Origin of the sequence: Alteromonas sp. MmMcT2-5, assembly GCF_022348315.1 — a bacterium.
GTDB classification, from domain to species: domain Bacteria; phylum Pseudomonadota; class Gammaproteobacteria; order Enterobacterales; family Alteromonadaceae; genus Alteromonas; species Alteromonas macleodii.
The window spans coordinates 1-22,456 of the sequence record NZ_JAKRFB010000042.1 but is presented as its reverse complement, the minus strand read 5'-3'; the positions used below and the strand labels follow the sequence as shown (position 1 = coordinate 22,456).

The following is a 22,456-nucleotide window of genomic DNA, read 5'->3' as shown; positions in this document are numbered from 1 at the left end:
GTTACAATCCCGGGTCGAGGCACCATTATTCAGAAAGCCCTGCATGAAAATGCAGGGCTTTTTTGATCTCGGCGATTGAAAAACACAGGCACACGCTAACGTGCCCCTGCGGCTGCGCCGCGCGTTGCAATCCCGGGTCGAGGCACCATCATTTAGGCCCTTGCAGAAATGCGAGGGCTTTTTTGATTTCGGCCAACCAGTCCCAAATTTTCAATCAAATCCTGTTTTTCCAAAAAATATTCTGATAAAAGTTCTTTCTCTAGTGCTTTAACCATCCAGTTATGCCAAATTCTGCGTTAATACATACGAAAGGGTACTTAATTTAGCGAGCGGTGCACTTATTGACTTTTAATCTAAGTAATTTGATGCACTTAATCGTCGAGGTTTGATTTAATGCGTTTTGCATGGGTTACGACTAGGCTTTAGTGTGGACTTTCACAATTTAAATTAAAAGGGAGTTTAATTACGATGCTTAAGTATATTCATAGTTTTCTGTTTTCGAATAAAAGCCATCGAGTACGTGTGAAGTCGCCAATTGTATTTAAATTAGGTGCTTATGTAACATTCTTCGTGGTTTCATCTATTGTATTTTCCGGTTCTACCTTAGCAAAAACGGTTTGTAGTACTGAAGTAGTAGAGGAAAAAGGCAACCCTACTCTCAGTTCTGAACTGATTGATGCAATGTATGAAGCAATTAGCACTAACACTTTCGACCTTAACGAACCTTATACTTTGATAAGTAAGAAACATTTCTGTTCGGGTGTCGTAAAGTCCAATAAAGGAACCGAAAGTGCTTTCGAAACCTTTAACAGTGTCCCAAATCCTGATTTAGCACCGAAAGAAGGTAATAAGCAAACAGTCAAACAGGCTAGAGCTGATGGAACCAGGGAGTGGACTTACACTTATTTGAATAGAGTTTGGGTATTGACTGGATACAAATACACACCTTTGCCTGATGCTGAAAGTTTGGATCCGTAATTGACCGGCCTCAAATAAATGGATTCACGATATAGATGAATTTGGGCATGATAATGTCCCCTAGTGGTGCTTATCGATGAAATCGAAATGAACAGATAGTTTCCACTAATAAGCAGCATGAAGCGGGGCTGAAAGGCCAATTAACACCTCAAGTCATTGATGATGACGAACACACAAGCGTTAAGACATCTGTACCAAACTTAAAAACTCTTGAAGTGAAGACACATGGAATTGTGCCTTTGGTGACTTTTTAACGCCCGGTCGAAGTATCTGAACCGTTTTCATACCTAAACTATTACCCGCACTAATTTCTGACTCCTCACTGTCTCCAATAACCCATACCTCACTCGGAGCTGTGTTATAGCCTTTGGTATGCCCAAAGTTGCTATTGAAAAAGGGGCAGCGAAGCGCGTAGTGAGCTTAGATGATATGGGCAGAAGCGTTATGCAAACGGTAGAGAAGCTTTCGGCTGGTAGTCGTTTGTAAGTGTAGTGAGTAAATACTTACAAAATGCAATTTCTGTCCTAAAACCTGTAAAAGGTTTGTTATAACTTTTCTTGTTCCAGCAAAGCTAAGGTGTTTTAATAGCAACGCTTAATAGTGAGTAATGCTGCTACAGAATGCTGTTGCTGTAGCCGATACTATGGATAGGCTCACTATTTAGTGCGTAAAAAATATAAAAATCGATACGTAAGTGAAATGGTAAGGTAAATCATTGTCGACATAATAATTTAAAAGACAATGGCTTATGTGCGTTAGCAAAAGCAGGGTAGGCGAAGTTTTATTACTGAGTATGTTTTGTAGTACCTAACTAGAATAAAAGGCCTGCTATATTTCTTACAGATTTTAGAGCAAATATATGCTCATTCTTACGGTATGACACTAACCCGGGATTATAACGAGTAGTTGGGGACTCTTATGAAACAGCAAACGCTTATTGCGCTATCGGCATTAATGTTTTCTTCTTCTGTTTTAGCAAATGGCGGTTTTGAACCGAATAAGAAAGCATGCGTTAACGTCGGAAAAGAAATCACTCGCGTAAGTACTGAAATGGATACGGCTAAGTCAGGTATTCAGAAGTCATGGCTTAAGCGTCAACTAAGTGCATTGGAAACAAAGCGCAACTCTTGTAGCACTCAAGGTTTTAAACCAAACCAGCCAGAGCTAGCAAAAGTTTAAACATTTTGTACTTCGCATGAGAAAAGTCTTACTTCGGTAAGACTTCTTTGTTTTTACTTCGACACCGAGCCTACGCCTCGCCCAGAGTCTTATCGAGAAGACATTGAAACAGCAGAGCACATAGGCGCTGACAAAAGTCAGTTTACCAGCATGTTCGTGCGGCTTGCGAATCGGGTTGGGACTTTAGTTCGCGCTGGCTAGCTAATCCCAATTCATTGGCAAGTATTCGTACAACTGAAATTATTCCCGTAGATTTAAATGCGCTTTTGGTAACGCTTAAATAGACTCTGGCAAGCGTGACTAAAGGTGCCGAGCAAGCGCGCTACAGTGCGGCATCTACAGCACGAATTAAGGCAATAAACATCTTGTTAAAAAAAGGCGGAGTGGTAACCACTTCCAACACTACATCGCAACAGCGGGATGCACCAAATGGCTGGGCACCACTTCAACTTTTCGCCGTTGAAGGGTTGCGTAATTACGGGTTTGATATGCAGGCACAAACTATTATGTTGCGTTTTTGCAAAACCATTGAAAACCACTTCGCAACAAGCGGCGTGCTGTTAGAAAAGTACAATGTGTGCGAACCGGAAATAAAAGCAGGTGGCGGTGAATACGACGTACAGCTAGGTTTCGGGTGGACCAATGGCGTGTATACCCGTTTTCAGACATATCTGAACCAGTAAACAAGCTTCCGTTAAAACAAAAAACGCGCGGTACCGTAACAACGGGCCGCGCGTTTTTGGTTGTGTAGATATTAATTGTCGCCTGAGCGGTTACCCATATCAATCGACATGGCAATATCATCGAGTATGTCGTTTAGCCCAGTAATTTTCTCGTTAGCAATAAATACGCTCATCTGCGACTCAACCACGATATGGTCGGAAGTCGCATCGTTTTCAAAGGTATTGTCTAACGCGTTCTGTACGCGATCGAAAAACTGTCGCGCACTTCGTTCTTCAATATTGTGCAGACATAAAATAAATTGCTCGGTACCAAATCGCCCTAAAATATCGTTACCGCGGGTAACATTTTGAAGAGTTTGTGCAATTTGTCGTAATACTAAATCACCTTTTGTTGACCCCATTTTCCGCGTTATTTCACGCAGGTTGCTAATGTCGAATATAGCAATGGCAATGGCCCGGCCTTTTTTCGGCGCATCAAGCTTGTTAATGCGGGCTATCGCCGAATTCGCATTAAGTAGCAGAGTAACGGGATCGATGGCTTTGCGCGCAAGGTGTTTTCTACGAAGTACGTAGCCAGTAATACCACTTACCAGAAGGAAAATAATAATAGCGGTATACAGCGTGTTCTTTCGTTGCTGTTCCGCTTGTTCAATCGCAGATTCCAAATCATAAATGCGGGTATACAAGTTAGCAGCACCAATAATTAAGGCCGAATCTTGAGTAACTTCACGGCGCTTAGTCACTTCTTTAGAATAGATCTCGTGCGCCTCTTTCGCCTTAGCTAAGTCCTGCAGTGCGATATACATGGATACGTTGAAGCTAAGGTAATCCAAATTTGAACGAAAGACCGGCGGTATCGCGTCATCATTTAACGCTTCAATACCTGATAAATACTGCTTAATACAGGTGAGATCGTTGTCATGTAAGCAAATCTCAGCTTTGTGCCAGTTAACAAGAAGCTCGCCAAACGAACTCGAGATGTTCGAAGACGCTTCTTCTAAATCGGGAAGGGTGTAGGTAAGTCGGTTGTAGTTTTGTGTTTTTCTATAGTAAATAGACAGTGCATACTGATACAAGAAGTTGGTTAGCGGTGTGTCTATTTCGCTATTGAGTACGCCTAGTTCTAGAATGCTTTGGTAGGCTTTGTCGGTTTGGCCGCTACTTAACAGCGATACAATAGCACTAATAAGAATGCTCACCTTGTTACTGCCTTCATATACAAGCAAGCCCATTTCATGTGCTTTTAAATATTGCTCTGCTGCTAAGGCATGTTGCTCTAAATCGCCATATAGTAAACCAATTGCGTTGTGAATATGCGCTAACTCACCGGGGCTGCCGTCGTTTGAATAACGCTTAAGCACACCAAACATCTTACCCAATCTTATTTCAGGTGAAGTGGTTTCTGAACAGTAGTTAATTAGGCCTAAAGAAGAGCTGGTAAAGATATCGCTGTGGCGCTCGGGCGATGATAGTTCTTGGGCTTGTTGGTAGTACTTACAGCGTGCTGGGTTTTCTCTGGCGTCATAAGAAAAGCCAATTTGATAAATAGCCGATGCAAATGCATAAGAGCTTTGATCAATATTGCTTTGCATAATGGCTTTAAGCAGCATAGTTTCAGCTTCTTCGTACTTGCCACGGCAAATTAGAAACTGCCCTTTGGCTACGGTTAAGGCAAAACGTTGTTGTGATGTAAGCGACTCAAGCGCAAGTGTGTTTTCAAGTTCTGGAAGTAGAGACTGATTAGGGCAATCATACGAAGGCGTGCGTACCTTTTCGATAACGGCATCAATGTTGTCGTTTGCCAACGCGGCAAAAGAAGCTAGCGCAACGCTCAAAAAAGTGAATACTGTTAAAGACAACCTTTGAAACATGAGAAATAACGTTTTTGTTTTTTCTTCATAATATCGATTTGAGCCCAGAACTACTACACGGAGCACCTAAAAGTTACGTATTTTTTGTATCTTAATGCGTCTACTATTCTCTAAAACGTTGGGCTATATAAGCATGTGTTAGGTATTTACCCTACATTGCTAATGGGTGGGCGACCCAAAACTAACCAATATAGCTACTCCAACCAAGGCAACGGCAGACCATACAATAGTTGCTTTAGTCGCCCGTTCACCAAGTACCCATGCAACCCCTAGCGACATTAATGCGCTTGTAGCAATAAGGGTTTGAACCACGGCCGCTTTCGCATAAGCAAACGCAAACATTTGTAGATAAATAGCAGCAGTAGTGCCAAGTAACGTGGCTAACACAAAAGCAGGCCATACACGTTTTCCACTGTCGCTTTCATAGTTAATATCGGGCATGTAGCGCGTTTTGGTTATGGCTATAAATGGCACCACAAATACCATACCGCCAACTAATCGCAAGAACGCAGCGCTGGCCGCGTCAATTTCACCGGCACTTAAAATGTCGCGGCTAACTACGGCCCCAACCGCCTGACATAACGCCGCGCCGACACCATACAAATAGCCACTGGTTGCAAACACGTGTGTAGTGCTGCGTTTGCGTACCTTTATAACCATATCTACCGAAAACAGTACTACTGCAACGCCAACCCACTGCTGCCAGGTAATCCATTCGCCAATAAACGCCATAGCAAAAAGGGCAGTGAATAAAGGCGCAAGGGTTTCGGCGACCAGCACCGCTTGGCTATCGCCAATGCTTTGTAAGGCTTTAAAAAAGCAGGTATCGCCAATGCCTATACCAATAAGCCCGCTAAGCAATAGCCACAAAATAGCATGAGTACTAAGCCCCGTTGGCTGAACCACTACTAAAACCACTGCCAAAATGGCAATAGAAATAAGCCCCTTCCAAAAGTTCATCGTAAGCGGCGAAAACGCATTACCTGTTCCGCGGAATAAACGTGCAGCAATTGCCCAACAAAGCGCTGTACCTAGCGCAGCAAAAACACCCATAAATTACCTGTTAAAACTTTGCCCAATTAGGCTAGGGAAAATAAGTAGCCTGCCAAAAAGAGCGGCTATGCTAATGCAAGGTGTGGGCAGGGTAAACTTAAATCACATCAGTGGTTTTTAACCAAATGCATTCTACCCTTAAGTAAACGTAACAGAAGGCTAATGGCTTTCGTGGCATTATGGTGGCGGTAAAATTCGTGAGTAAGTTAGGCGCTGTTCTCAATTAAGTGGGCGTTAACCGAACTTTAAGAATAACAGTGAAGTAAAAGGACGAGAAAAGCGTGAGCGTAGAGCAGATGAACTTAACCGGTATTAAAGGTGTAATATTCGATTTAGACGGCACCTTGGTAGAGTCTAGCCTTAACTTCACGCAAATGCGCGCCGACGTAGGCTGCCCACAAAACGAAGATATACTTACCTTTGTTAATGCCCTTAGCTGCGCCGAAGCCAAAGCGAATGCACACCGCGCTATATTGCAGCACGAACTAGATGACGCGCAAAATGCCAAGTGGTTACCCATTGGCAAAGCCATGGTGGAAAAGGTGCTGGCACACAAACTACCCATGGCAATAGTTACCCGCAACTGCCGCCAAGCCACCGCAATTAAGGTAGCTAATAACGGCATACCCATCGACTACGTGCTTACCCGCGAAGATGCCCCGGCCAAGCCCGACCCAACCGCATTACTGATGGTGGCGAACACATGGCAGCTTCAACCTGAAGACTGCCTGTATGTAGGCGATTTTATTTATGACCAGCAAGCCGCCGAGAATGCTGGGATGAAGTGGTTGTTGGTTTAGGTATTAACTATTTACATCTGGTTTCTTTGGCTTGATAGGCCCAATTGGTAATATCACGTAAAAGTCTATTCCCCACGTTGGTGGATTAGTTCCAGCATATACTTTAGTATACTCTGCCTCGGTAAGCTCTTGCATGTTTGTTTTTTGTTCGATATTCATATTTTTTCCTTTTTGTTTTTTGATTCTCAAGCTCGAATGAGCACACATAAAATAATAATTAAACAGGGATGTAAGACATGTTTACTGAGACAATTTGTGCTTATCGACAGAAAATCTATACTTGTGTCCCAATATTTCTAATTTTTTTCTTAGTTTTTCCAAAATTGAGCCATGCCATCGGTATTAACTTAGAGGGGAGAACATCATTTGATGGAATTCCATCAGGTGTAATTCGAGACTTAGAGGTTTCAAACAAAGTAGTATATGTAGCAGCAGAAAACGGGGTGTTTGAAGTTATTGGGCACGAGTCTGAGAAATTAGAGTTCAACACATCTGTTCACGCCACAGGGGTTATCTCTGATATTCAACTGAATGGAACGGACCTATGGGTTGTTGAATATGGAGTTGGTGTTTTTAAGGTTAATCTACAAAATAAAAACTCACAGCAAGTATTTAGTGATCGTGAATGGTCGAGTTCTATTTGGACTATGGCAATGACATCTAGTCATTTATATTTCTCAGTCATTGACGATGTCATTGCAGTAGATAGAACTACAGGGCAATCGACAAGCCTAAATTCCAAATTAGAATCCTTCAAGTTAAACGGCACTTACTCGCTTTTTGCAAACAATCACAATGCGTATGTAGCATCTAATAAGGGCTATCTTTCAATTGAAGGGGCATTAGATAATCTGCAAGAATTTAAATTGAGTAGCAAGCTACCATTACTATCAAATGCAACGTTTATTAAAGTAATTGATGATGAATTATATATCGGCGGTCCACAAGGGGTGTACATATTAGGAAGTAACGAGCGCTTCGTTCCAACCGAGGGAATTAGTGGCACCTACATCCAAGATGTGGTTAAAGGTGAAGATGGGGTGATCTGGGTTTCCGACGGTCGCCTTTTACTGCTAGAAGATGAAAAACTATCGGCTCCCCCTTTCATGAATCCTATATTGACGTCTGAAGCGATAAGGTCAGTAACCAAAATAGCTATAGACCCCTACAATTCCATCCTTATCGCCTCCTCACAATTAGGCTTAGTTTCATTACCTAAAACAAAGCTAGTGACAAACCTAGTGTCATTTAATGGGAGCGTTGTAAGGGAAAACATTCAAAAGACATCAATAAATGAAAGCGGAACTATAGTTCGAACTGAAAAAGGTCTCTTTCAGTTAAACGAGAAGAGTGGGGAGTTAGTCAATACTCATTTGGATAAAGACAAGGCAGAGTTTTGTACCTCTTGGCAGGAAAGAACTTTTATACGTCTCAATGAAATAGACCCTTCTGTTCTCTGCAATAGCGAGTTTTCCCATTATATAGAAGCCGGCAAAAATGCCTTTTATTTCTACTTTGATGATGGACTCGATGCCAATTACTACTATATCGCTAACAACACCATACGTGACACAATTAAAGCCCCTAAAAAAGTGGTCTTCAGCTCTTTGTTGAGTGGTGGAGAAATCGTTGCGATTGATGAATTTGATGACGTTCATTTTCAATTGTCCAAATTCAACTGGCGTACTGTTACCTCTAAAGAAGGTGGCTGGTTCGGGCTTCAATGTTTAATAGAGTTCCAAGAAAACTATTTGGTATGTACATCAGGTGCTGGACTAAAAGAAATCAACAAGAAAAATGGAAAAGTTAGCTCTTCCACGATAGCGGGCCTAGAGAAACTAAGGTTCATTAGAGGTGCCATGGTTACCGAAGGGAAAAATCTCTGGGTAGCGTCTAACATGGGCCTGTTTGTTAAGCCCAATATAAGCAACTCAGCTTCTAAAGTGGGTATTCGTTATGGACTCTTCGATACAGACTTTGAGTATAAGAGCCTTGAAGCGCTTGGTGAAAAAGTGCTAGTTAAGGGGGATAAATATAGTTACCTGTTGGATGAAGAAAAGTTAATTGAGAGTCTCAATGCAAATTCAATTGGGGAGATGTCTACTATTCTTAGTTATGTTCAATGGGGAGATGGAGAAGGACGACATATCACATATTTTCCTGAGGACTTTGACTTCAAGTTTAAAAGTAGCTTTAAGGAAGTAACATTCAACTTTATCGTCAGTGATTTCTACAATGAAAGCAGCAGTATTGAATTTAAATTAGATGATGACGCTTGGGTTTCTCACAATAAACCTGTAATGAATTTAACATTAAGTGATATGAACGTTGGTGTGCATACTCTTAGAGTCCGTGTTCCAGCAGATAAAAGTACTACAAATGAACTGACAATTAGTTTTGATATAGATCCACCTATTTGGGCTTCTTATATCGGCTTTACTATATATTTATTTATATTGGCTGGGGTTTTGAGTTTGTGGAGAATAGGGGTTTTAGGCAGGCTATATAACAAATTCAAAACTACTAAACTCTACAACCATCTTACCCGCTATGAAATAACCGATGGGCACTCTAAATTTGAAAAGATGCTTCGCAGCAAAGAGCGTTTCATTAACGAAATCACCCACGAACTTCGCACCCCAATTCAGCTCATCAATGGATCGTTAGAAGGCATATCCAAAACAGCTCATGCAGCGAGCAAAGAACTGATATGTGTTCAGGACAATATGAAAAGGGTCGAACAGTTGATTAATCAAATGAGTCAAGATGTCCCTAAAGCCTTGGCGGCAGCCGACTACTACAGATCCTACTCGTCAGATAACATAAAGTTTATCGTCCTATCGCTAGAGCCATTAGCCAAGCAGAAGCGGCAGAATTTAGAGTTACGTATTAAAGGGAAAAAAGAAATTTCGCTCATTAACGACAGCTTAGAGAAAATCCTGGCAAATCTAATTCAAAATGCAATTAAGTTCACACCAGAACTTGGCACAATAAAAGTAGCAGCTATACAAGATAGTAAAGTGCTTAAAGTTATCGTTAGTGATGACGGAGAAGGAATTGATGAGCACTTTCACAAAAAAGTATTCGAGCGATTCACTAAAGGGAGCAGTGAGCATGAAGGTCATGGTGTTGGCTTAGCAATGGTGAAAACCTTAGTTGAACTGAACCAGGGCGACATTGCGTTAGAGAGTCAAAAAGGCATTGGAACTAAAGTTACCGTAACGTTACCCATTGATGATATTGAGTATGTAAATTCGCATGCTGAAAAATTGTCACCCGCAAATGCCAAATCGAACAAGAAATCACTATTAATAGTTGATGACAGCAGAGAGTTCCGCTCTTATCTATTTGATTTGTTTTCTAGCAAATATCGCTGTTTAGTTGCGCGAAATGGTGTTCAGGCGTTAGATGTCATGCAGCACTACTTGGTCGATTTAGTCATCACCGATCAAATGATGCACGAAATGGATGGGCTGAGTTTAACAAAAGCAATTCGCAGTAATACTAGCTATGCCAACATCCCTATACTTATGCTAACCGCTGAAACAGGGGCTGAACTAGAAAAATCAGCATTAGAAGAGAAGGTGGATTATTTCTTGGCAAAGCCTGCATCTAATGAGGAAATTACTCTTAGGGTTGAGCATTTGCTGTCGGTCAGAGAAGCAAAAGAACGAGAAGAAGAGGAAAGTGAAGAGCCAGCATTTAAATTCGGATGCCTGAAAATTCCCGAGTTTGATAACGAAAAGGATATGGCGTTCTATTTAAATTTTATCGCTGTATTGGAAAAGAATTATCACAATGAGTCATTCAATAGAGATCAGGCAGCCTCGCAGTTATTGATAAGCCCAAGAAGCTTGAACCGACGGATGTCAGAGTTGTTTGACTACAACTTCAGCGAGTTTCTTTCACGCTTCAGGATCGAAAAGTCTATTCCGTTACTGTTAGAGGGAAATAGCATTCTAGATACCTGCCTAGACGTTGGCTTCGGCACCGCAGCTTATTTTTCGACGTCCTTTAAAAAGGTTATGAGCTTACCACCCAAAAAGTTTGTGGAGCAATACAACAAAACAGTAGCGTAAAGGTAGTATCTAAAAGAACTAAATATACCTACGTCTCTCAGCCAAAAAGCCAATCAATAGAAACGATGCCACATAGCCTGCACCTTGGTACTGCCAGGGCAAGTAGGCTAGGGTGTGTTTTAAGAACGGTGCGCCGTACAAAGTTAGTGCGCCATAGCCAAAGGCACACAGAACTACAAACAAACTAACGCGAATGGTGAAATGGTAAGGTGCCAGTATGCGTTTTACATGGCCATTAATCAGGTCGCCGTACACCACTAAAATAGTGGCCATAAGCATAATGCTCATTTCGGTGTAATAGGGGCTTAATGCGCGAGAAAGGGCACTGAAAAGTTCACTCATAAAATTACTACTATTATGACGTTTTTACTGTGTGCCCATTATAACCACGGTAAGGTCAAAAGCGTTAGCTAACGCCTTTATTAAGTGCGCTTACTGCTCTAAAGCCTTGCTCAATAGTGGCAATGCGGTCGGTGGTCTGATCGCGCTCTACAAATTTATGTTCAATACCGGCTAATTTGCCGTGCGCGAATATCTCTTTAAAGTTAATGGTGCCTGTGCCCACATCAGCAAAACTGCCGTCTTCAGCCAAATCTTTTACATGCCAAAGTTTAAAGCGGCCTGGGTACTGCTTAAAGTAATCAACGGGGTTTTTACCTGCTTTTACCGCCCAGTATAAATCCAGTTCCATGGCAACAAGGTCTGGGTCGGTCTGAGTTATAAGTACGTCTAATGGTGTTTTACCGTCACGTACTTCAAACTCAAAATCGTGGTTGTGGTAGGCAAGAGTAATACCTTCCTTCTTACACGCTTCACCAATGGTATTTAGCTTATCGGCAAGGGCTTGGTATGGCGCAATGCCTGTACCACGTTGGGCTTCGCTAAGCCAAGGAACTACCAAGTATTTGTGACCAACGGTTTGTGCGTCATCTAAAATTTGTGACAGGTTAGTATCGAACGCGTCTAACTGAATATGAGCCGAAGGCGCAGTAAGGCCATTGTCATCAAGCAGTTGCTTAATTTCCTTTGCGCTGTGGTCAAAGTAGCCTGCAAATTCCATTTCCGAATAACCAACATCTGCAACCAGTTTAAGCGTAGCCGGCACACTTACTTTCATAATATCTCTAAGCGTGTAAAGCTGCAGACCAACAGCACTTTTGTGCATGCCCTTCATCATAGCTCCTTTATCACTACCATGCCCGTGCGCCAAAACAGCAGGAGCGCTCATAGCCGCCAGTAAACCAGATGAATATTTAATAAACTGTCGTCTTGAAACGCCAGAGCCAATATTACTGGCCGCGTCTAAAATAGCTGTCTTACTTAAGTTTGTTTTACTTAAATTCACTGCTTGCTCCTTTTCTGTAGTGGTACATAGGTGATGACGCATCGCTATCATCAATTAACCCAAAGCTTTGCCCGTGCTCTCTCGCACAATAAGTTCAAACGGCATAATAACCTTGGGGGCTTTGCGAATTTTTCCGTTAAGAAGGTCCACCAGTAGCGTAACCGCCGTTCTACCAAATTCTTCTGCAGGTTGGGCAATAGTGGTTAGCGGTGGGTCGACAAATGCTGAAAACGCAATGTCATCGAAACCTGCCACCGATATGTCATTAGGAACATGTAGGTTGGCTTGCTTAAAGGCTTGCATGGCACCAATAGCCGTTTCGTCGTTTTCACAAAATACGGCGGTGGGTCTATTTTCAAGGTGACTAATGGTTTCCCCTGCGTTGTATCCGGCCTGTAATGTAAAATCCCCCGGGAACAACAAGCTTTCATCAAAGGTAATATTGGCTTGCGCTAATGCGTCTTTATATCCAACCAAGCGTTCTTGGGTAAGCGGGCTTGAATTAGGTCCTTTGATCATGGCTATACGGGTATGGCCTAATGAAATTAAGTGCTCGGTCATTGCTTTGGCTGCTGCACGGTTGTCTAACGACACAACAGGATATTGGCCATCGTCAATCACCTCACAGGCATTCACCATGGGAAGTAGGCCATTGTCGTTGATCATCGTGGCATCAAATGGGTTGTGCGCACGTAACTGTATAAGCCCATCAGCCTGAGAAGTACTTACCATCTTGGCGTAATGGCTTTCTATTTCACTATTACCAAGCGTATTGGCAAGTAAAATGGAATAGCCCAGTTCGGCTGCCGCTTCCTGCATACCGCTAATAACACGGGCAAAAAATACGTTCGCTACCGTAGGCACCAGTACCACTAAATTGTGCGTTTTTCCCGAACGAAACTTAACTGCCATTAAGTTAGGTTTATATCCAACTGCCTGAACAGCGGCCATCACCTTATTGCGCGTTTTAGGAGAAACACGCTCAGGTTGTTGCAATGTTCTTGATACGGTAGCGACCGATACGCCGGCACTATCTGCTACATCTCTAATATTTGCCATTTACGTTATTGTTGTTTGTTAATTCACTCGCGCATTGTAAACCTAACCCAGCAGAGGTGTGGTCTATACGATGGTAGCGAATTCAAAATTTACGTGAAATTAATATGTAACCGTTTTCATTTTAAGCAAAAGAATACGCACTTTCATTAAAACGTCAAAGGTTATTTGTAGGATTTATGTAAATTTGAGCTAGTGTTATGTTCAAATTTGGTGCAGAAATAAGCGGTTAAAGGTAGTAAAGCCCCAGTATTACCTCGCCATTTGTAAACTTTAGATTAACAAAATGCTGTTTTTTGTATTGACCATTAAAATGTAACGGGTTACATTTTGTGGCATTAGCAACACCAATAGTGCGTTTGCACACAGAGGAATTTCAATGCAACCAATTCGAATGGGAATGATCGGAGGCGGGGAAGGCGCGTTTATCGGTGCCGTGCATCGTCATGCCGCAGGGTTAGATGGGAACTACCAGTTGGTGTGTGGCGCATTTAGCCGCAACGAAGAAAATAATACGCGAACTGCTTCTGCATTGAACGTATCAACATCGCGTACATACGATAGCTGGCAGTCAATGTTAGAAGAAGAAGCCAAATTACCTGAGCAGCAGCGCATGCAGGTTGTGGTTATCGTAACGCCTAATCATCTTCACGTACCTATTTCACTTGCCGCAATTAAGGCGGGCTTTCATGTTTTCTGTGAAAAACCAGCAGGCGTTAGCTTTGCAGAAGTAAAAGAGCTTCAAGATGTTATTCACGCCAGTGAATCGCTATACGGCTTGGCTCATACCTACCTTGGTTATCCTATGGTTTGGCAAGCACGTCATCTCGTTGAAAGCGGTAAGCTGGGCAAAATTCGAAAAGTGTATGTTGAGTATCCGCAAGGCTGGTTGTCTGGCGAAGAAGAAACGCACAATAAGCAAGCGCAGTGGCGTACCGATCCAGCAATTTCTGGCGCAACGGGCGCAATGGGCGACATCGGCACTCATGCGTTTGGACTTGTTGAGTTTGTATTAAACGACAGTGTTACCTCGTTATGTGGCGAGTTAAACACCCATGTTGAAGGACGTCGTTTAGATGACGACGGCGCCGCGCTTATTAAAACTAAGAAGGGTGCGTCGGGCGTGTTGATTGCTTCGCAGGTATGTGCTGGTGAAGAAAACGCGTTGAAGATCCGCGTCTACGGTGACAAGGGCGGTTTAGAGTGGCGTCAAATGGAGCCAAACTCCGTTATCTATCGCCCTGTTGATGCCCCTTATCAAGTGTTTAGAGCCGGCCAAGGTCAAGTTGGATTATGTGATGCTGCATCTGCACGTTGCCGTGTTCCAGCTGGCCACCCAGAGGGCTACTTAGAAGCAATGGCAAACTTGTATACCGATTTTGCTAAAGCGGTACGCGCGAATCAAAAAGGCAAAGCTGATGGCGTTCCAGGAATAAATTCAGGCATACGCGGAATGGTATTTATAGATGCCATGCTTGCCAGTACTGACAGCGACACCAAATGGGAGTCGGTCAGTCAGGAAGGAACGCAGTAATGCAATTAAAACATACAATGAAAAAGGTGAGCGCTTATGGCTACTAATCAACAACCTATAAAAGGGCCGGCTATCTTCCTTGCTCAGTTCATGGGAAAAGAAGCGCCGTTCGATACGCTCGAAAATATGGCGAAGTGGGCAGCGTCGCTTGGTTACAAGGGAATACAGGTACCTACCGATCCTAGTCTGTTTGATTTAGAAAAAGCAGCTGAGAGCCAAGAGTATTGCGACAACATCGCTAAAATTTGCAAAGACGCTGGCGTAGAAATTACTGAACTATCGACGCACTTACAAGGTCAGCTAGTGGCGGTTCATCCCGCTTACGACGAGTTATTCGATAACTTTGCGCCGGCGCATTTACACGGCAAGCCACAAGAGCGAACCGAATGGGCAATTAATCAGCTTAAATGTGCGGCTATTGCCAGTAAGCGCTTGGGGTTGAAAGCTCACGCTACCTTTTCTGGTGCATTAATGTGGCACTTGGTTTACCCGTGGCCTCAGCGTCCTGCTGGCTTGGTCGAGCAAGGCTTTGCTGAACTAGCCAAGCGTTGGAAACCCATTCTCGATGCATTCGACGATGCGGGTGTTGACGTATGCTACGAAATTCACCCTGGGGAAGACTTGCACGATGGCGCTTCGTTCGAACAGTTTTTAAAAGCGGTAGATAACCACCCACGAGCAAATATTCTTTTCGATCCAAGTCACTTTGTTTTACAGCAGCTTGACTACCTTGACTTCATCGACCGCTACCACAGCCGGATCAAAATGTTTCACGTTAAAGACGCTGAGTTCAATCCGAACGGTAGAAACGGTGTGTACGGCGGCTATCAAGACTGGCAAGACCGCGCGGGACGTTTTCGTTCCCTTGGCGACGGCCAAGTCGACTTCAAAGGTATTTTCAGCAAGCTTACCCAGTATGGCTTCACAGGTTGGGCGGTACTTGAGTGGGAATGCTGCTTAAAAGACAGTGCGCAAGGCGCAGCAGAAGGTGCACCGTTTATCGCTTCACACATTATCGAGCCAAGCAAATATGCGTTTGACGACTTTGCTGGTGGAGAGGTTAGTGAAGCGAAGAATAATCGTATTTTAGGCCTTGAGCGCTAAGCGCCATCAATAGGATAACAATAACTATGATAACCCTACGCCTTAGTTTGATGATGTTCCTCCAGTTCTTCATTTGGGGAGGCTGGTTTGTAACATTAGGCACGTATCTATCAAATACCCTGTCTGCCAACGGTGGACAAATCGGCATGGCTTTCTCAACCCAAAGTTGGGGCGCCATCATTGCCCCCTTTATTGTGGGCCTTATTGCTGACCGGTTCTTTAATGCAGAAAAGATCCTCGGCTTATTACATATTGTTGGCGCCGTGCTTATGTACTTTATGTATCAAGCGAATGATTTTGCCAGCTTCTACCCTTATGTGTTGGCTTACATGATTGCGTACATGCCTACGCTTGCTTTGGTTAACTCAGTGTCATTCGGGCAAATGGTTGACCCATCCAAAGAGTTCGGAAAAGTTCGTGTGTGGGGCACTATCGGCTGGATTGTGGCAGGCCTTATGATTAGCTATGTCTTCTCATGGGATTCTGCCCAGTCTATTGCCGATGGTATGCTCAAAAACACGTTCTTATTGTGCAGCGTTGCCTCGCTAATGTTGGGCGTATTCAGTTTTACACTGCCAAACACGCCACCTCAATCTGGCGGTAAAGCGGTAACTATACGCGACATTCTTGGCTTGGACGCGTTGGCACTGTTAAAAGACAAAAACTTCTTTGTATTCTTTCTTTCATCTGTACTTATTTGTATTCCACTGGCGTTTTACTACCAGAATGCGAATCCTTTCCTTACGGAAATAGGCGTTGAAAATGCAACGGGCAAAATGACACTTGGTCAAGTTTCCGAAGTGTTGTTCATGTTGGCTCTGCCAGTATTTTTGAACCGTTTCGGCATTAAAGCCACGTTAGTGATAGGTATGGCGGCGTGGGTAGTACGTTATGCACTGTTCGCATTCGGAAACGCTGACGAAGGTTTGTTCATGCTTATTGTTGGTATTGCACTGCACGGTATTTGTTACGACTTCTTCTTTGTATCAGGGCAAATCTATACCAATGCAAAGGCGGGAGAAAACGTAAAAAGTGCAGCGCAGGGGCTAATTACCTTAGCGACATATGGGGTAGGTATGCTGGTGGGCTTTGCAGTGGCAGGCGCAATTACCGACACCTACACGATGGAAACCGGTGCGCATAGTTGGCAGCAGGTCTGGTTATTCCCAGCAGGGTTTGCCGCGGTTGTGTTAGTGCTATTCGCCATTCTGTTCAGAAAGGAAAAGGTGAACGCAGATGCATAACATTACCCGCAGAAAATTACTTCAAGGTATGGCTATGACAGGGGCAGGCATTGCCGGAACAGGGTTAGCAGCAGCTGGTTTAGCCACTGCGATGCCTGCTATAGCGAGTATAAACGGCACGAAAGGTAGCAACACTATGAATACGCCGCTTAAAGGAAATGTAAACCATTCGGTAAGCCGATGGACCTACGGCGATTTAAGCATTGAAGAGTTGTGCCAGACCGTAAAGCAATTAGGATTTGGAGCCATTGACTTGGTTGGTCCTGAAGATTGGCCCGTGCTAAAACAGTACGGCATCGATTCTTCTATGTGTAACGGCGCCGAGATAAGTCTTGAAGACGGCTTCATTCACAGTGAGCTCCACGACGAACTAGAAGCGCGTTATATAAAGCACATCGATTTGGTCGCTGATGCAGGTTATACAAACCTTATCTGCTTTAGCGGCAATGCCCGAGGCATGTCACGAGAAGACGGACTGGAAAATGCGGTTAAAGGGTTAAAACGCATTTTACCTCATGCTGAAAAACGCAACGTAGTGATTTTCATGGAGCTGTTTAACAGCAAAGTCGACCACCCTGATTACATGGCCGACAATTCTGCATGGGCGATAGAACTTTGCAAACGCCTAGGTTCTAAGCACTTCTCACTGCTTTACGATATCTACCACATGCAAATTAATGAGGGAGATATCATCCGAACTATTCGAGATAACTATCAGTACTTTGGCCATTACCATACGGCCGGCGTACCTGGGCGTCACGAAATAGATGCTTCACAAGAACTCAATTACGAAGCAATTGCTAAAGCCATTGTCGAGACCGGATTTAAAGGCTACTTAGCACAAGAGTTTATACCCACACCGAAAACCAAAGCCAACAGAATAGCGTCGCTACAACAAGCGATCCATATCTGTGATGTGTAACGTGCGAACAGGCACAGCGACGAATTAAGTTTTAAGGACGTGTTATGGCGAGTAACGAATATGATGCAATAGTTATTGGATCTGGTATCAGTGGCGGTTGGGCTGCTAAGGAGCTAACTGAGAAGGGCCTAAAAGTGCTCATGTTAGAACGTGGCCAAAATATCGAGCACATTAAAGATTATAAAAATGCGCACAAAGAAGATTGGGATTTTCCTCACCGAGACTTGCCTACTCAAGCAATGAAAGTGGATTATCCCGTGCTTAAGCGCGACTACCCGCTAAATGAAAAAACGTACGGTATGTGGGCAAATGAAAAAGAAAACCCTTATACCGAAGACAAGCGCTTCGACTGGTACAGAGGTTACCACGTAGGTGGACGCTCACTGTTGTGGGGACGCCAAAGCTACCGTTTGAACAAAGAAGATTTCGAAGCCAATGCTAAAGAAGGAATTGCTGTCGACTGGCCTATTCGCTACGACGATTTGGCGCCATGGTATGACTACGTAGAAAAATTCGCGGGTATCAGTGGTAATCGCGATGGCTTAGATGTATTGCCTGATGGTGTATACCAGCCACCAATGCCAATGAATATTGTAGAGGAAAGTGTCGCGGCGCGGGTGAAAAAGGCCTATGAAGGCGCGCGGCACATGGTGCATGGCCGCACTTCAAACATGACACAAAGCAAGCCCGAAGAAGGGCGTGTTCATTGCCAATACCGCAATAAGTGCTGGTTGGGTTGTCCTTTCGGTGGCTACTTTAGTACACAAGCCTCTACGCTTCCGGCTGCGGTTAAAACAGGTAACTTAACCCTTCGACCTTTCTCAATAGTAAAAGAGATCTTGTTCGACAAAGACAAGAAGCGCGCGACTGGCGTTGAAATTATCGATGCAGAAACCAACGAGACCTATGTATTTAAAAGCAAGATCATCTTTGTAAATGCGTCAGCACTTAACTCGGCGTGGGTACTGATGAACTCTGCCACAGACGTATGGGACGGTGGCTTAGGAAGCAGCAGCGGCGAGTTGGGTCACAACGTTATGGATCACCACTTTAGAGTAGGTGCTTCAGCTGAAGTTGAAGGTTTTGACGACAAATATACCTACGGTCGCAGGCCGAGTGGCTTCTATGTGCCAAGGTTTAGAAACTGGGGAAGTGATAAACGAGACTACCTGCGTGGATTTGGTTATCAAGGCGGCGCAAGCCGTTCAGGTTGGCGCAAAGACATAGCTGAGCTTGGCATAGGTGCTGGACTTAAAGATGCGATAACCGAGCCTGGTCCATGGACAATAGGCATGACAGCCTTTGGTGAAATTCTTCCGTATCACGAGAACAAAGTGTACTTGAACAAAAAAGTCACCGACAAATGGGGCTTACCAGTACTGGCAATGGATGTCGAGATTAAAGAAAACGAGCTTAAGATGCGCAAGGACATGCAGCAAGACGCGATTGAGATGTTTGAAGCAGCAGGCCTTAAAAATGTTCAAGGCTGGGATGCTGACTACGCACCTGGTATGGGCATTCATGAAATGGGCACGGCGCGTATGGGAAGAGATCCAAAAAGCTCTGTGCTTAATGCGCATAACCAAGTGTGGGATGCACCGAACGTATTTGTGACCGATGGTGCGGCAATGACATCGGCCAGCTGTGTTAACCCTTCACTGACCTACATGGCATTAACGGCAAGAGCCGCAGACTTTGCCGTAGAAGAGTTAAAGCGAGGAAATCTATAATGGAACGCCGAGAACTACTTAAACTCATAGCCACTGCTACAGGCACAGCATTGTTCGCAGGTAATGTACTAGCTTACACAGATGTGCCTGCTGTACCGCTTAGCGACACATTGTTTAATGAAAAAGATGTGGCCTTGCTGAATGAAATGGGTGAAGTGATCATTCCTCAAACTGACACGCCTGGAGCAAAAGCAGCTAACGTTGGTGCCACAATGGCTGTGCTAGTAACCGATTGCTACACACCTTTGCTTCAGAAGACCTTTCTTGATGGCATTAAGAAAACATCTTCGTTAAGTCAAAGTCGTTTCAACAAACAATTTGTTCAGCTTACCAAGCAAGAACGAGAGGCTTTATTTAACGACCTGGATGTAGAAGCGAAAGCGGCGAACCTTGCTAACGGTGTTTATCAAGGCGTTGAAACAGGAAAGCCAAGTCAGTGGGAGCCAGGTACCGATGAGCCAACCCCTCACTACTTTACGCTATTAAAACAGCTAACACTTTATTGCTTTTTCACGTCTCAAGTTGGCGCGACTAAAGTGCTTCGTTATGTGGCTATTCCTGGACGCTACGACGGTGCATTCCCTTACAAGAAGGGCGACAAAGCGTGGGCCACCTGAGCCTGCGCTATCGAGCTGCCAAACACAACACAGTTATATAACGAATAAAACAAGGTACAGACACTATGAATAAAACACTCGTCGCTTCAACTGTGGCTTTGCTTATGCCACTTTCTGCATGCGCAACGACAGATGCAGATACTGAGAAAAGCGAATCGCGGTTAACCCGCGAACAACGGGCCGCTAAAACAGAAGTTTGGGAACCTGTTCCTGAAGTGGTTTCTTTTGATAAGGCGGGCGTGCCCTCTGATGCCATCTCTTTAATTGGTGATGACCTATCTAACTGGACTTCAGTAAAGGAAGGTGATGCTAAGTGGACGCTGGAAAACGGTGTTCTAACAGTGAAGCCAGGAACAGGCGATATCAAAACAAAAGCAGAGTTCTGTGATGTTCAGTTGCACGTAGAGTGGAAAGCGCCACAGCCAGAAGCAGGTATGGAAGGACAACAGCGCAATAACAGTGGTATCTTCCTGCAGCAGCGATATGAAATTCAGGTCTTGGACTCATATCAGAATAAGACCTATCCCAATGGACAAGCGGCAAGTGTTTATAAACAAACCATTCCTTTAGTTAACGCTATGAAGGCGCCTGGCGAATGGCAAACTTACGACATCATATATAAAGCACCAACCTTTAACGGTGAAGAACTAGCAACGAAAGGCTATGTTACGGTAATACATAACGGCGTAGTGGTTCAGAACCATACTGAAATTCAAGGTACAACAGAATGGATCGGTGCGCCTAAGTACAAAGCTCACGGATGCGCACCGCTTCAATTACAAGATCACGGCAACTTAGTAAGCTTTAAGAATATGTGGGTAAGACCACTTTAAAAAGCTAGCCGATAGATATCTTCAATCTCTTCAATACTCAATTGCTTGGGATTATTGCGCAGAAGGCGAGTTACTTTACTCGCCTCTTCTGCTAACTCCCCTACACAAGAAGGTGGAATATTAAAGTGGGTGAGTGAAGCGGGAATGCCTACGTCGCGACACAGTTTTTCTATAGCAACTAATAACAGTTTAATTGCTTCCTCTTTTGAGTGATGGCGCTCACATACCTTTAATAGCTTTGCTACACAATAAAGTTTGTCTTGGCAGAACGGTGCATTAACTTTCAATACATGAGGTAGCATTACCGCGTTACTCATGCCATGTGACAGATGAAACCGTCCCCCCAGTGGATAAGCTAAGGCATGTACTGCCCCTACGCCTGCGTTTCCAAACGCAAGACCCGCCATTAAACTGCCGGTGGCCATATCTTCACGTGCAGATAAGTTCTCACCATTGTTATAAGCGTGAAGTAATGAATTGAAGATAAGCTTGAGTGCTTTCTCTGCCAGAGCGTCGGTTATCGGACTAGCATTTACACTTATATAAGCTTCAAGCGCGTGAACGAATGCGTCTATACCGCTCGCTGCTGTAATGGACTGGGGGCATGTTTTTGTCATTTCAGGTGCAACGATCGCAACATCGGGTAGCAAGCAGTGGCTAACAATTCCTTTTTTCATCTGTGCTATCGGATCTGACAAGATAGCAATATTGGTAACTTCTGAACCTGTACCGGCAGTAGTGGGGATAACAATAAGAGGCAAACGACGTTTCGAAAGCGTATTTTCTCCGAAGAGTTCACTGAGGGGGCCAGTATGATCGTATGTAGCTGCAAGTACTTTTGCACTATCAATAGCGCTACCTCCACCAAGAGCAATAATTCCGTCTACTTGCTTCTCACGAAGTATCGCTAACTTATCTTCTATGATATTCACTTCAGGCTCTGGTGGAATGTCATCAATAATAAGTAAGGGTGAAGAGGGTAATAGTGTGAGTAGTTGGTCAAGAAGACCAGATGAAGAAACGCCCTTGTCAGTAACGATGGCACATTCCTTTATGGATAATCTCGCCATTTCATCCGTGAGGGCTTTAATAGCGCCAAGACCCGTTATGAGTTTTCCAGCGGTTTTAAATTCAGAAACCTTCATGCAAACCCCTCAATAATCCACGTACACGTTCAAATACTGTTCTATTAATTTATAGTACACAGCGTGACTTACCAATTAACTAACCTTATAGATCGTGAAAAGCACGGTGAATTAGTGGTTTTTATGAACGTATTGCGCATTGTTTATGCAAACGATCGAAAAATAAGGATTTTTTTAAAATACTTGTTGACGTGAGCGCTCATTTCCCTAAAATGCGCATCCGCTTCGGGGGAAAAGCAAAACAGCAAGCCTCCTGAAGTAAGTCTCTACTACCTTTATAGGC

At 43.8% G+C, this 22,456-nt stretch carries 20 protein-coding genes and 1 pseudogene; 13 read left to right on the top strand and 8 right to left on the bottom strand.

Going from position 1 to position 22,456, the window contains the following annotated elements; all coding sequences use genetic code 11:
• Positions 1 to 522: 522 nt before the first annotated feature.
• Positions 523 to 978, top strand: coding sequence for a hypothetical protein (locus tag MHN09_RS15915; RefSeq protein WP_239220405.1), 456 nt, complete (start codon positions 523 to 525; stop codon positions 976 to 978).
• A gap of 180 nt (positions 979 to 1,158) precedes the next feature.
• Here the strand turns inward: MHN09_RS15915 and MHN09_RS15910 are convergent, their stop codons facing one another.
• Positions 1,159 to 1,287 carry a hypothetical protein gene (locus MHN09_RS15910; protein ID WP_239220409.1) on the bottom strand — a complete coding sequence of 43 codons (129 nt, stop codon included), beginning with the start codon at positions 1,285 to 1,287 and terminating at the stop codon, positions 1,159 to 1,161.
• Positions 1,288 to 1,896: 609 nt separating this feature from the next.
• Here MHN09_RS15910 and MHN09_RS15905 point away from each other — a divergent pair.
• From MHN09_RS15905 to MHN09_RS15895, 3 genes and pseudogenes are all read left to right on the top strand, one after another.
• Entirely contained in the window at positions 1,897 to 2,157 is a 261-nt protein-coding gene (locus MHN09_RS15905) for a hypothetical protein (protein WP_014997038.1), read from the top strand.
• A 194-nt stretch (positions 2,158 to 2,351) separates the two neighbouring features.
• Positions 2,352 to 2,441 (top strand): annotated as a pseudogene (locus MHN09_RS15900) (trehalase family glycosidase); the annotation flags it as partial.
• A gap of 12 nt (positions 2,442 to 2,453) precedes the next feature.
• Positions 2,454 to 2,840 carry an alpha,alpha-trehalase gene (locus tag MHN09_RS15895; RefSeq protein WP_239241404.1) on the top strand — a complete coding sequence of 129 codons (387 nt, stop codon included), beginning with the start codon at positions 2,454 to 2,456 and terminating at the stop codon, positions 2,838 to 2,840.
• 71 nt (positions 2,841 to 2,911) lie between these two features.
• Here the strand turns inward: MHN09_RS15895 and MHN09_RS15890 are convergent, their stop codons facing one another.
• Together MHN09_RS15890 and MHN09_RS15885 are read right to left on the bottom strand one after the other, a co-directional pair.
• Entirely contained in the window at positions 2,912 to 4,711 is a 1,800-nt protein-coding gene (locus MHN09_RS15890; protein WP_239241402.1) for a GGDEF domain-containing protein, read from the bottom strand.
• Positions 4,712 to 4,870: 159 nt separating this feature from the next.
• Positions 4,871 to 5,764, bottom strand: a complete 894-nt coding sequence (locus MHN09_RS15885) for a DMT family transporter (RefSeq protein ID WP_239241400.1) — start codon at positions 5,762 to 5,764, stop codon at positions 4,871 to 4,873.
• A 281-nt stretch (positions 5,765 to 6,045) separates the two neighbouring features.
• Here MHN09_RS15885 and MHN09_RS15880 point away from each other — a divergent pair, with 281 nt between their 5' ends.
• On the top strand, positions 6,046 to 6,564 hold the full coding sequence (locus MHN09_RS15880; protein WP_239241398.1) for an HAD-IA family hydrolase: 519 nt from the start codon (positions 6,046 to 6,048) through the stop codon (positions 6,562 to 6,564).
• A gap of 3 nt (positions 6,565 to 6,567) precedes the next feature.
• Here the strand turns inward: MHN09_RS15880 and MHN09_RS15875 are convergent, their stop codons facing one another.
• Positions 6,568 to 6,723, bottom strand: a complete 156-nt coding sequence (locus tag MHN09_RS15875; protein WP_239241396.1) for a hypothetical protein — start codon at positions 6,721 to 6,723, stop codon at positions 6,568 to 6,570.
• Between the two features lie 77 nt (positions 6,724 to 6,800).
• Here MHN09_RS15875 and MHN09_RS15870 point away from each other — a divergent pair, with 77 nt between their 5' ends.
• A complete protein-coding gene (locus tag MHN09_RS15870) occupies positions 6,801 to 10,643 on the top strand; it encodes an ATP-binding protein (protein ID WP_239241394.1) in 3,843 nt (1,280 codons plus the stop codon).
• An 18-nt stretch (positions 10,644 to 10,661) separates the two neighbouring features.
• On the opposite strand, the gene MHN09_RS15865 is transcribed toward MHN09_RS15870, so the two are convergent.
• The 3 genes from MHN09_RS15865 to MHN09_RS15855 form a co-directional block, all read right to left on the bottom strand.
• Positions 10,662 to 10,985, bottom strand: coding sequence for a DUF3392 family protein (locus tag MHN09_RS15865; RefSeq protein WP_014947959.1), 324 nt, complete (start codon positions 10,983 to 10,985; stop codon positions 10,662 to 10,664).
• Between the two features lie 64 nt (positions 10,986 to 11,049).
• Positions 11,050 to 11,988, bottom strand: a complete 939-nt coding sequence (locus tag MHN09_RS15860; protein WP_239241392.1) for a sugar phosphate isomerase/epimerase — start codon at positions 11,986 to 11,988, stop codon at positions 11,050 to 11,052.
• A 54-nt stretch (positions 11,989 to 12,042) separates the two neighbouring features.
• The gene (locus tag MHN09_RS15855; RefSeq protein WP_239220344.1) at positions 12,043 to 13,047 is read right to left on the bottom strand and encodes a LacI family DNA-binding transcriptional regulator; all 1,005 of its coding nucleotides are present in this window, start codon (positions 13,045 to 13,047) and stop codon (positions 12,043 to 12,045) included.
• Positions 13,048 to 13,423: 376 nt separating this feature from the next.
• Between MHN09_RS15855 and MHN09_RS15850 the strand changes: the two genes are divergently transcribed.
• The 7 genes from MHN09_RS15850 (at position 13,424) to MHN09_RS15820 (ending at position 21,028) form a co-directional block, all read left to right on the top strand.
• Entirely contained in the window at positions 13,424 to 14,578 is a 1,155-nt protein-coding gene (locus tag MHN09_RS15850; protein ID WP_014978074.1) for a Gfo/Idh/MocA family oxidoreductase, read from the top strand.
• Between the two features lie 36 nt (positions 14,579 to 14,614).
• The gene (locus MHN09_RS15845) at positions 14,615 to 15,682 is read left to right on the top strand and encodes a sugar phosphate isomerase/epimerase (RefSeq protein WP_039217156.1); all 1,068 of its coding nucleotides are present in this window, start codon (positions 14,615 to 14,617) and stop codon (positions 15,680 to 15,682) included.
• A gap of 26 nt (positions 15,683 to 15,708) precedes the next feature.
• Complete coding sequence (locus tag MHN09_RS15840) at positions 15,709 to 16,926, top strand: nucleoside permease (protein WP_239241390.1); 1,218 nt, start codon at positions 15,709 to 15,711, stop codon at positions 16,924 to 16,926.
• Positions 16,919 to 17,848 carry a TIM barrel protein gene (locus tag MHN09_RS15835; RefSeq protein WP_239241389.1) on the top strand — a complete coding sequence of 310 codons (930 nt, stop codon included), beginning with the start codon at positions 16,919 to 16,921 and terminating at the stop codon, positions 17,846 to 17,848. Before MHN09_RS15840 ends, MHN09_RS15835 begins: the two co-directional genes overlap by 8 nt.
• 44 nt (positions 17,849 to 17,892) lie before the next feature.
• The gene (locus tag MHN09_RS15830; RefSeq protein WP_015066066.1) at positions 17,893 to 19,578 is read left to right on the top strand and encodes a GMC family oxidoreductase; all 1,686 of its coding nucleotides are present in this window, start codon (positions 17,893 to 17,895) and stop codon (positions 19,576 to 19,578) included.
• On the top strand, positions 19,578 to 20,195 hold the full coding sequence (locus MHN09_RS15825; protein ID WP_239241388.1) for a gluconate 2-dehydrogenase subunit 3 family protein: 618 nt from the start codon (positions 19,578 to 19,580) through the stop codon (positions 20,193 to 20,195). Before MHN09_RS15830 ends, MHN09_RS15825 begins: the two co-directional genes overlap by 1 nt.
• Positions 20,196 to 20,260: 65 nt before the next feature.
• The gene (locus MHN09_RS15820) at positions 20,261 to 21,028 is read left to right on the top strand and encodes a DUF1080 domain-containing protein (protein WP_239241387.1); all 768 of its coding nucleotides are present in this window, start codon (positions 20,261 to 20,263) and stop codon (positions 21,026 to 21,028) included.
• On the opposite strand, the gene MHN09_RS15815 is transcribed toward MHN09_RS15820, so the two are convergent.
• A complete protein-coding gene (locus tag MHN09_RS15815) occupies positions 21,025 to 22,173 on the bottom strand; it encodes an iron-containing alcohol dehydrogenase (protein WP_039217142.1) in 1,149 nt (382 codons plus the stop codon). The two genes, MHN09_RS15820 and MHN09_RS15815, sit on opposite strands and share 4 nt — an antisense overlap.
• Positions 22,174 to 22,456 lie beyond the last annotated feature (283 nt).

Excerpts from the sequence above, each read along its gene's own strand:
- MHN09_RS15845 (WP_039217156.1), top strand. The coding sequence starts at position 14,615 with ATGGCTACTAATCAACAACCTATAAAAGGGCCGGCTATCTTCCTTGCT.
- MHN09_RS15850 (WP_014978074.1), top strand. The coding sequence starts at position 13,424 with ATGCAACCAATTCGAATGGGAATGATCGGAGGCGGGGAAGGCGCGTTT.
- MHN09_RS15870 (WP_239241394.1), top strand. The coding sequence starts at position 6,801 with ATGTTTACTGAGACAATTTGTGCTTATCGACAGAAAATCTATACTTGT.
- MHN09_RS15835 (WP_239241389.1), top strand. The coding sequence starts at position 16,919 with ATGCATAACATTACCCGCAGAAAATTACTTCAAGGTATGGCTATGACA.
- MHN09_RS15830 (WP_015066066.1), top strand. The coding sequence starts at position 17,893 with ATGGCGAGTAACGAATATGATGCAATAGTTATTGGATCTGGTATCAGT.
- MHN09_RS15890 (WP_239241402.1), bottom strand. The coding sequence starts at position 4,711 with ATGTTTCAAAGGTTGTCTTTAACAGTATTCACTTTTTTGAGCGTTGCG.
- MHN09_RS15875 (WP_239241396.1), bottom strand. The coding sequence starts at position 6,723 with ATGAATATCGAACAAAAAACAAACATGCAAGAGCTTACCGAGGCAGAG.
- MHN09_RS15840 (WP_239241390.1), top strand. The coding sequence starts at position 15,709 with ATGATAACCCTACGCCTTAGTTTGATGATGTTCCTCCAGTTCTTCATT.
- MHN09_RS15885 (WP_239241400.1), bottom strand. The coding sequence starts at position 5,764 with ATGGGTGTTTTTGCTGCGCTAGGTACAGCGCTTTGTTGGGCAATTGCT.
- MHN09_RS15865 (WP_014947959.1), bottom strand. The coding sequence starts at position 10,985 with ATGAGTGAACTTTTCAGTGCCCTTTCTCGCGCATTAAGCCCCTATTAC.
- MHN09_RS15855 (WP_239220344.1), bottom strand. The coding sequence starts at position 13,047 with ATGGCAAATATTAGAGATGTAGCAGATAGTGCCGGCGTATCGGTCGCT.
- MHN09_RS15820 (WP_239241387.1), top strand. The coding sequence starts at position 20,261 with ATGAATAAAACACTCGTCGCTTCAACTGTGGCTTTGCTTATGCCACTT.
- MHN09_RS15825 (WP_239241388.1), top strand. The coding sequence starts at position 19,578 with ATGGAACGCCGAGAACTACTTAAACTCATAGCCACTGCTACAGGCACA.
- MHN09_RS15815 (WP_039217142.1), bottom strand. The coding sequence starts at position 22,173 with ATGAAGGTTTCTGAATTTAAAACCGCTGGAAAACTCATAACGGGTCTT.
- MHN09_RS15905 (WP_014997038.1), top strand. The coding sequence starts at position 1,897 with ATGAAACAGCAAACGCTTATTGCGCTATCGGCATTAATGTTTTCTTCT.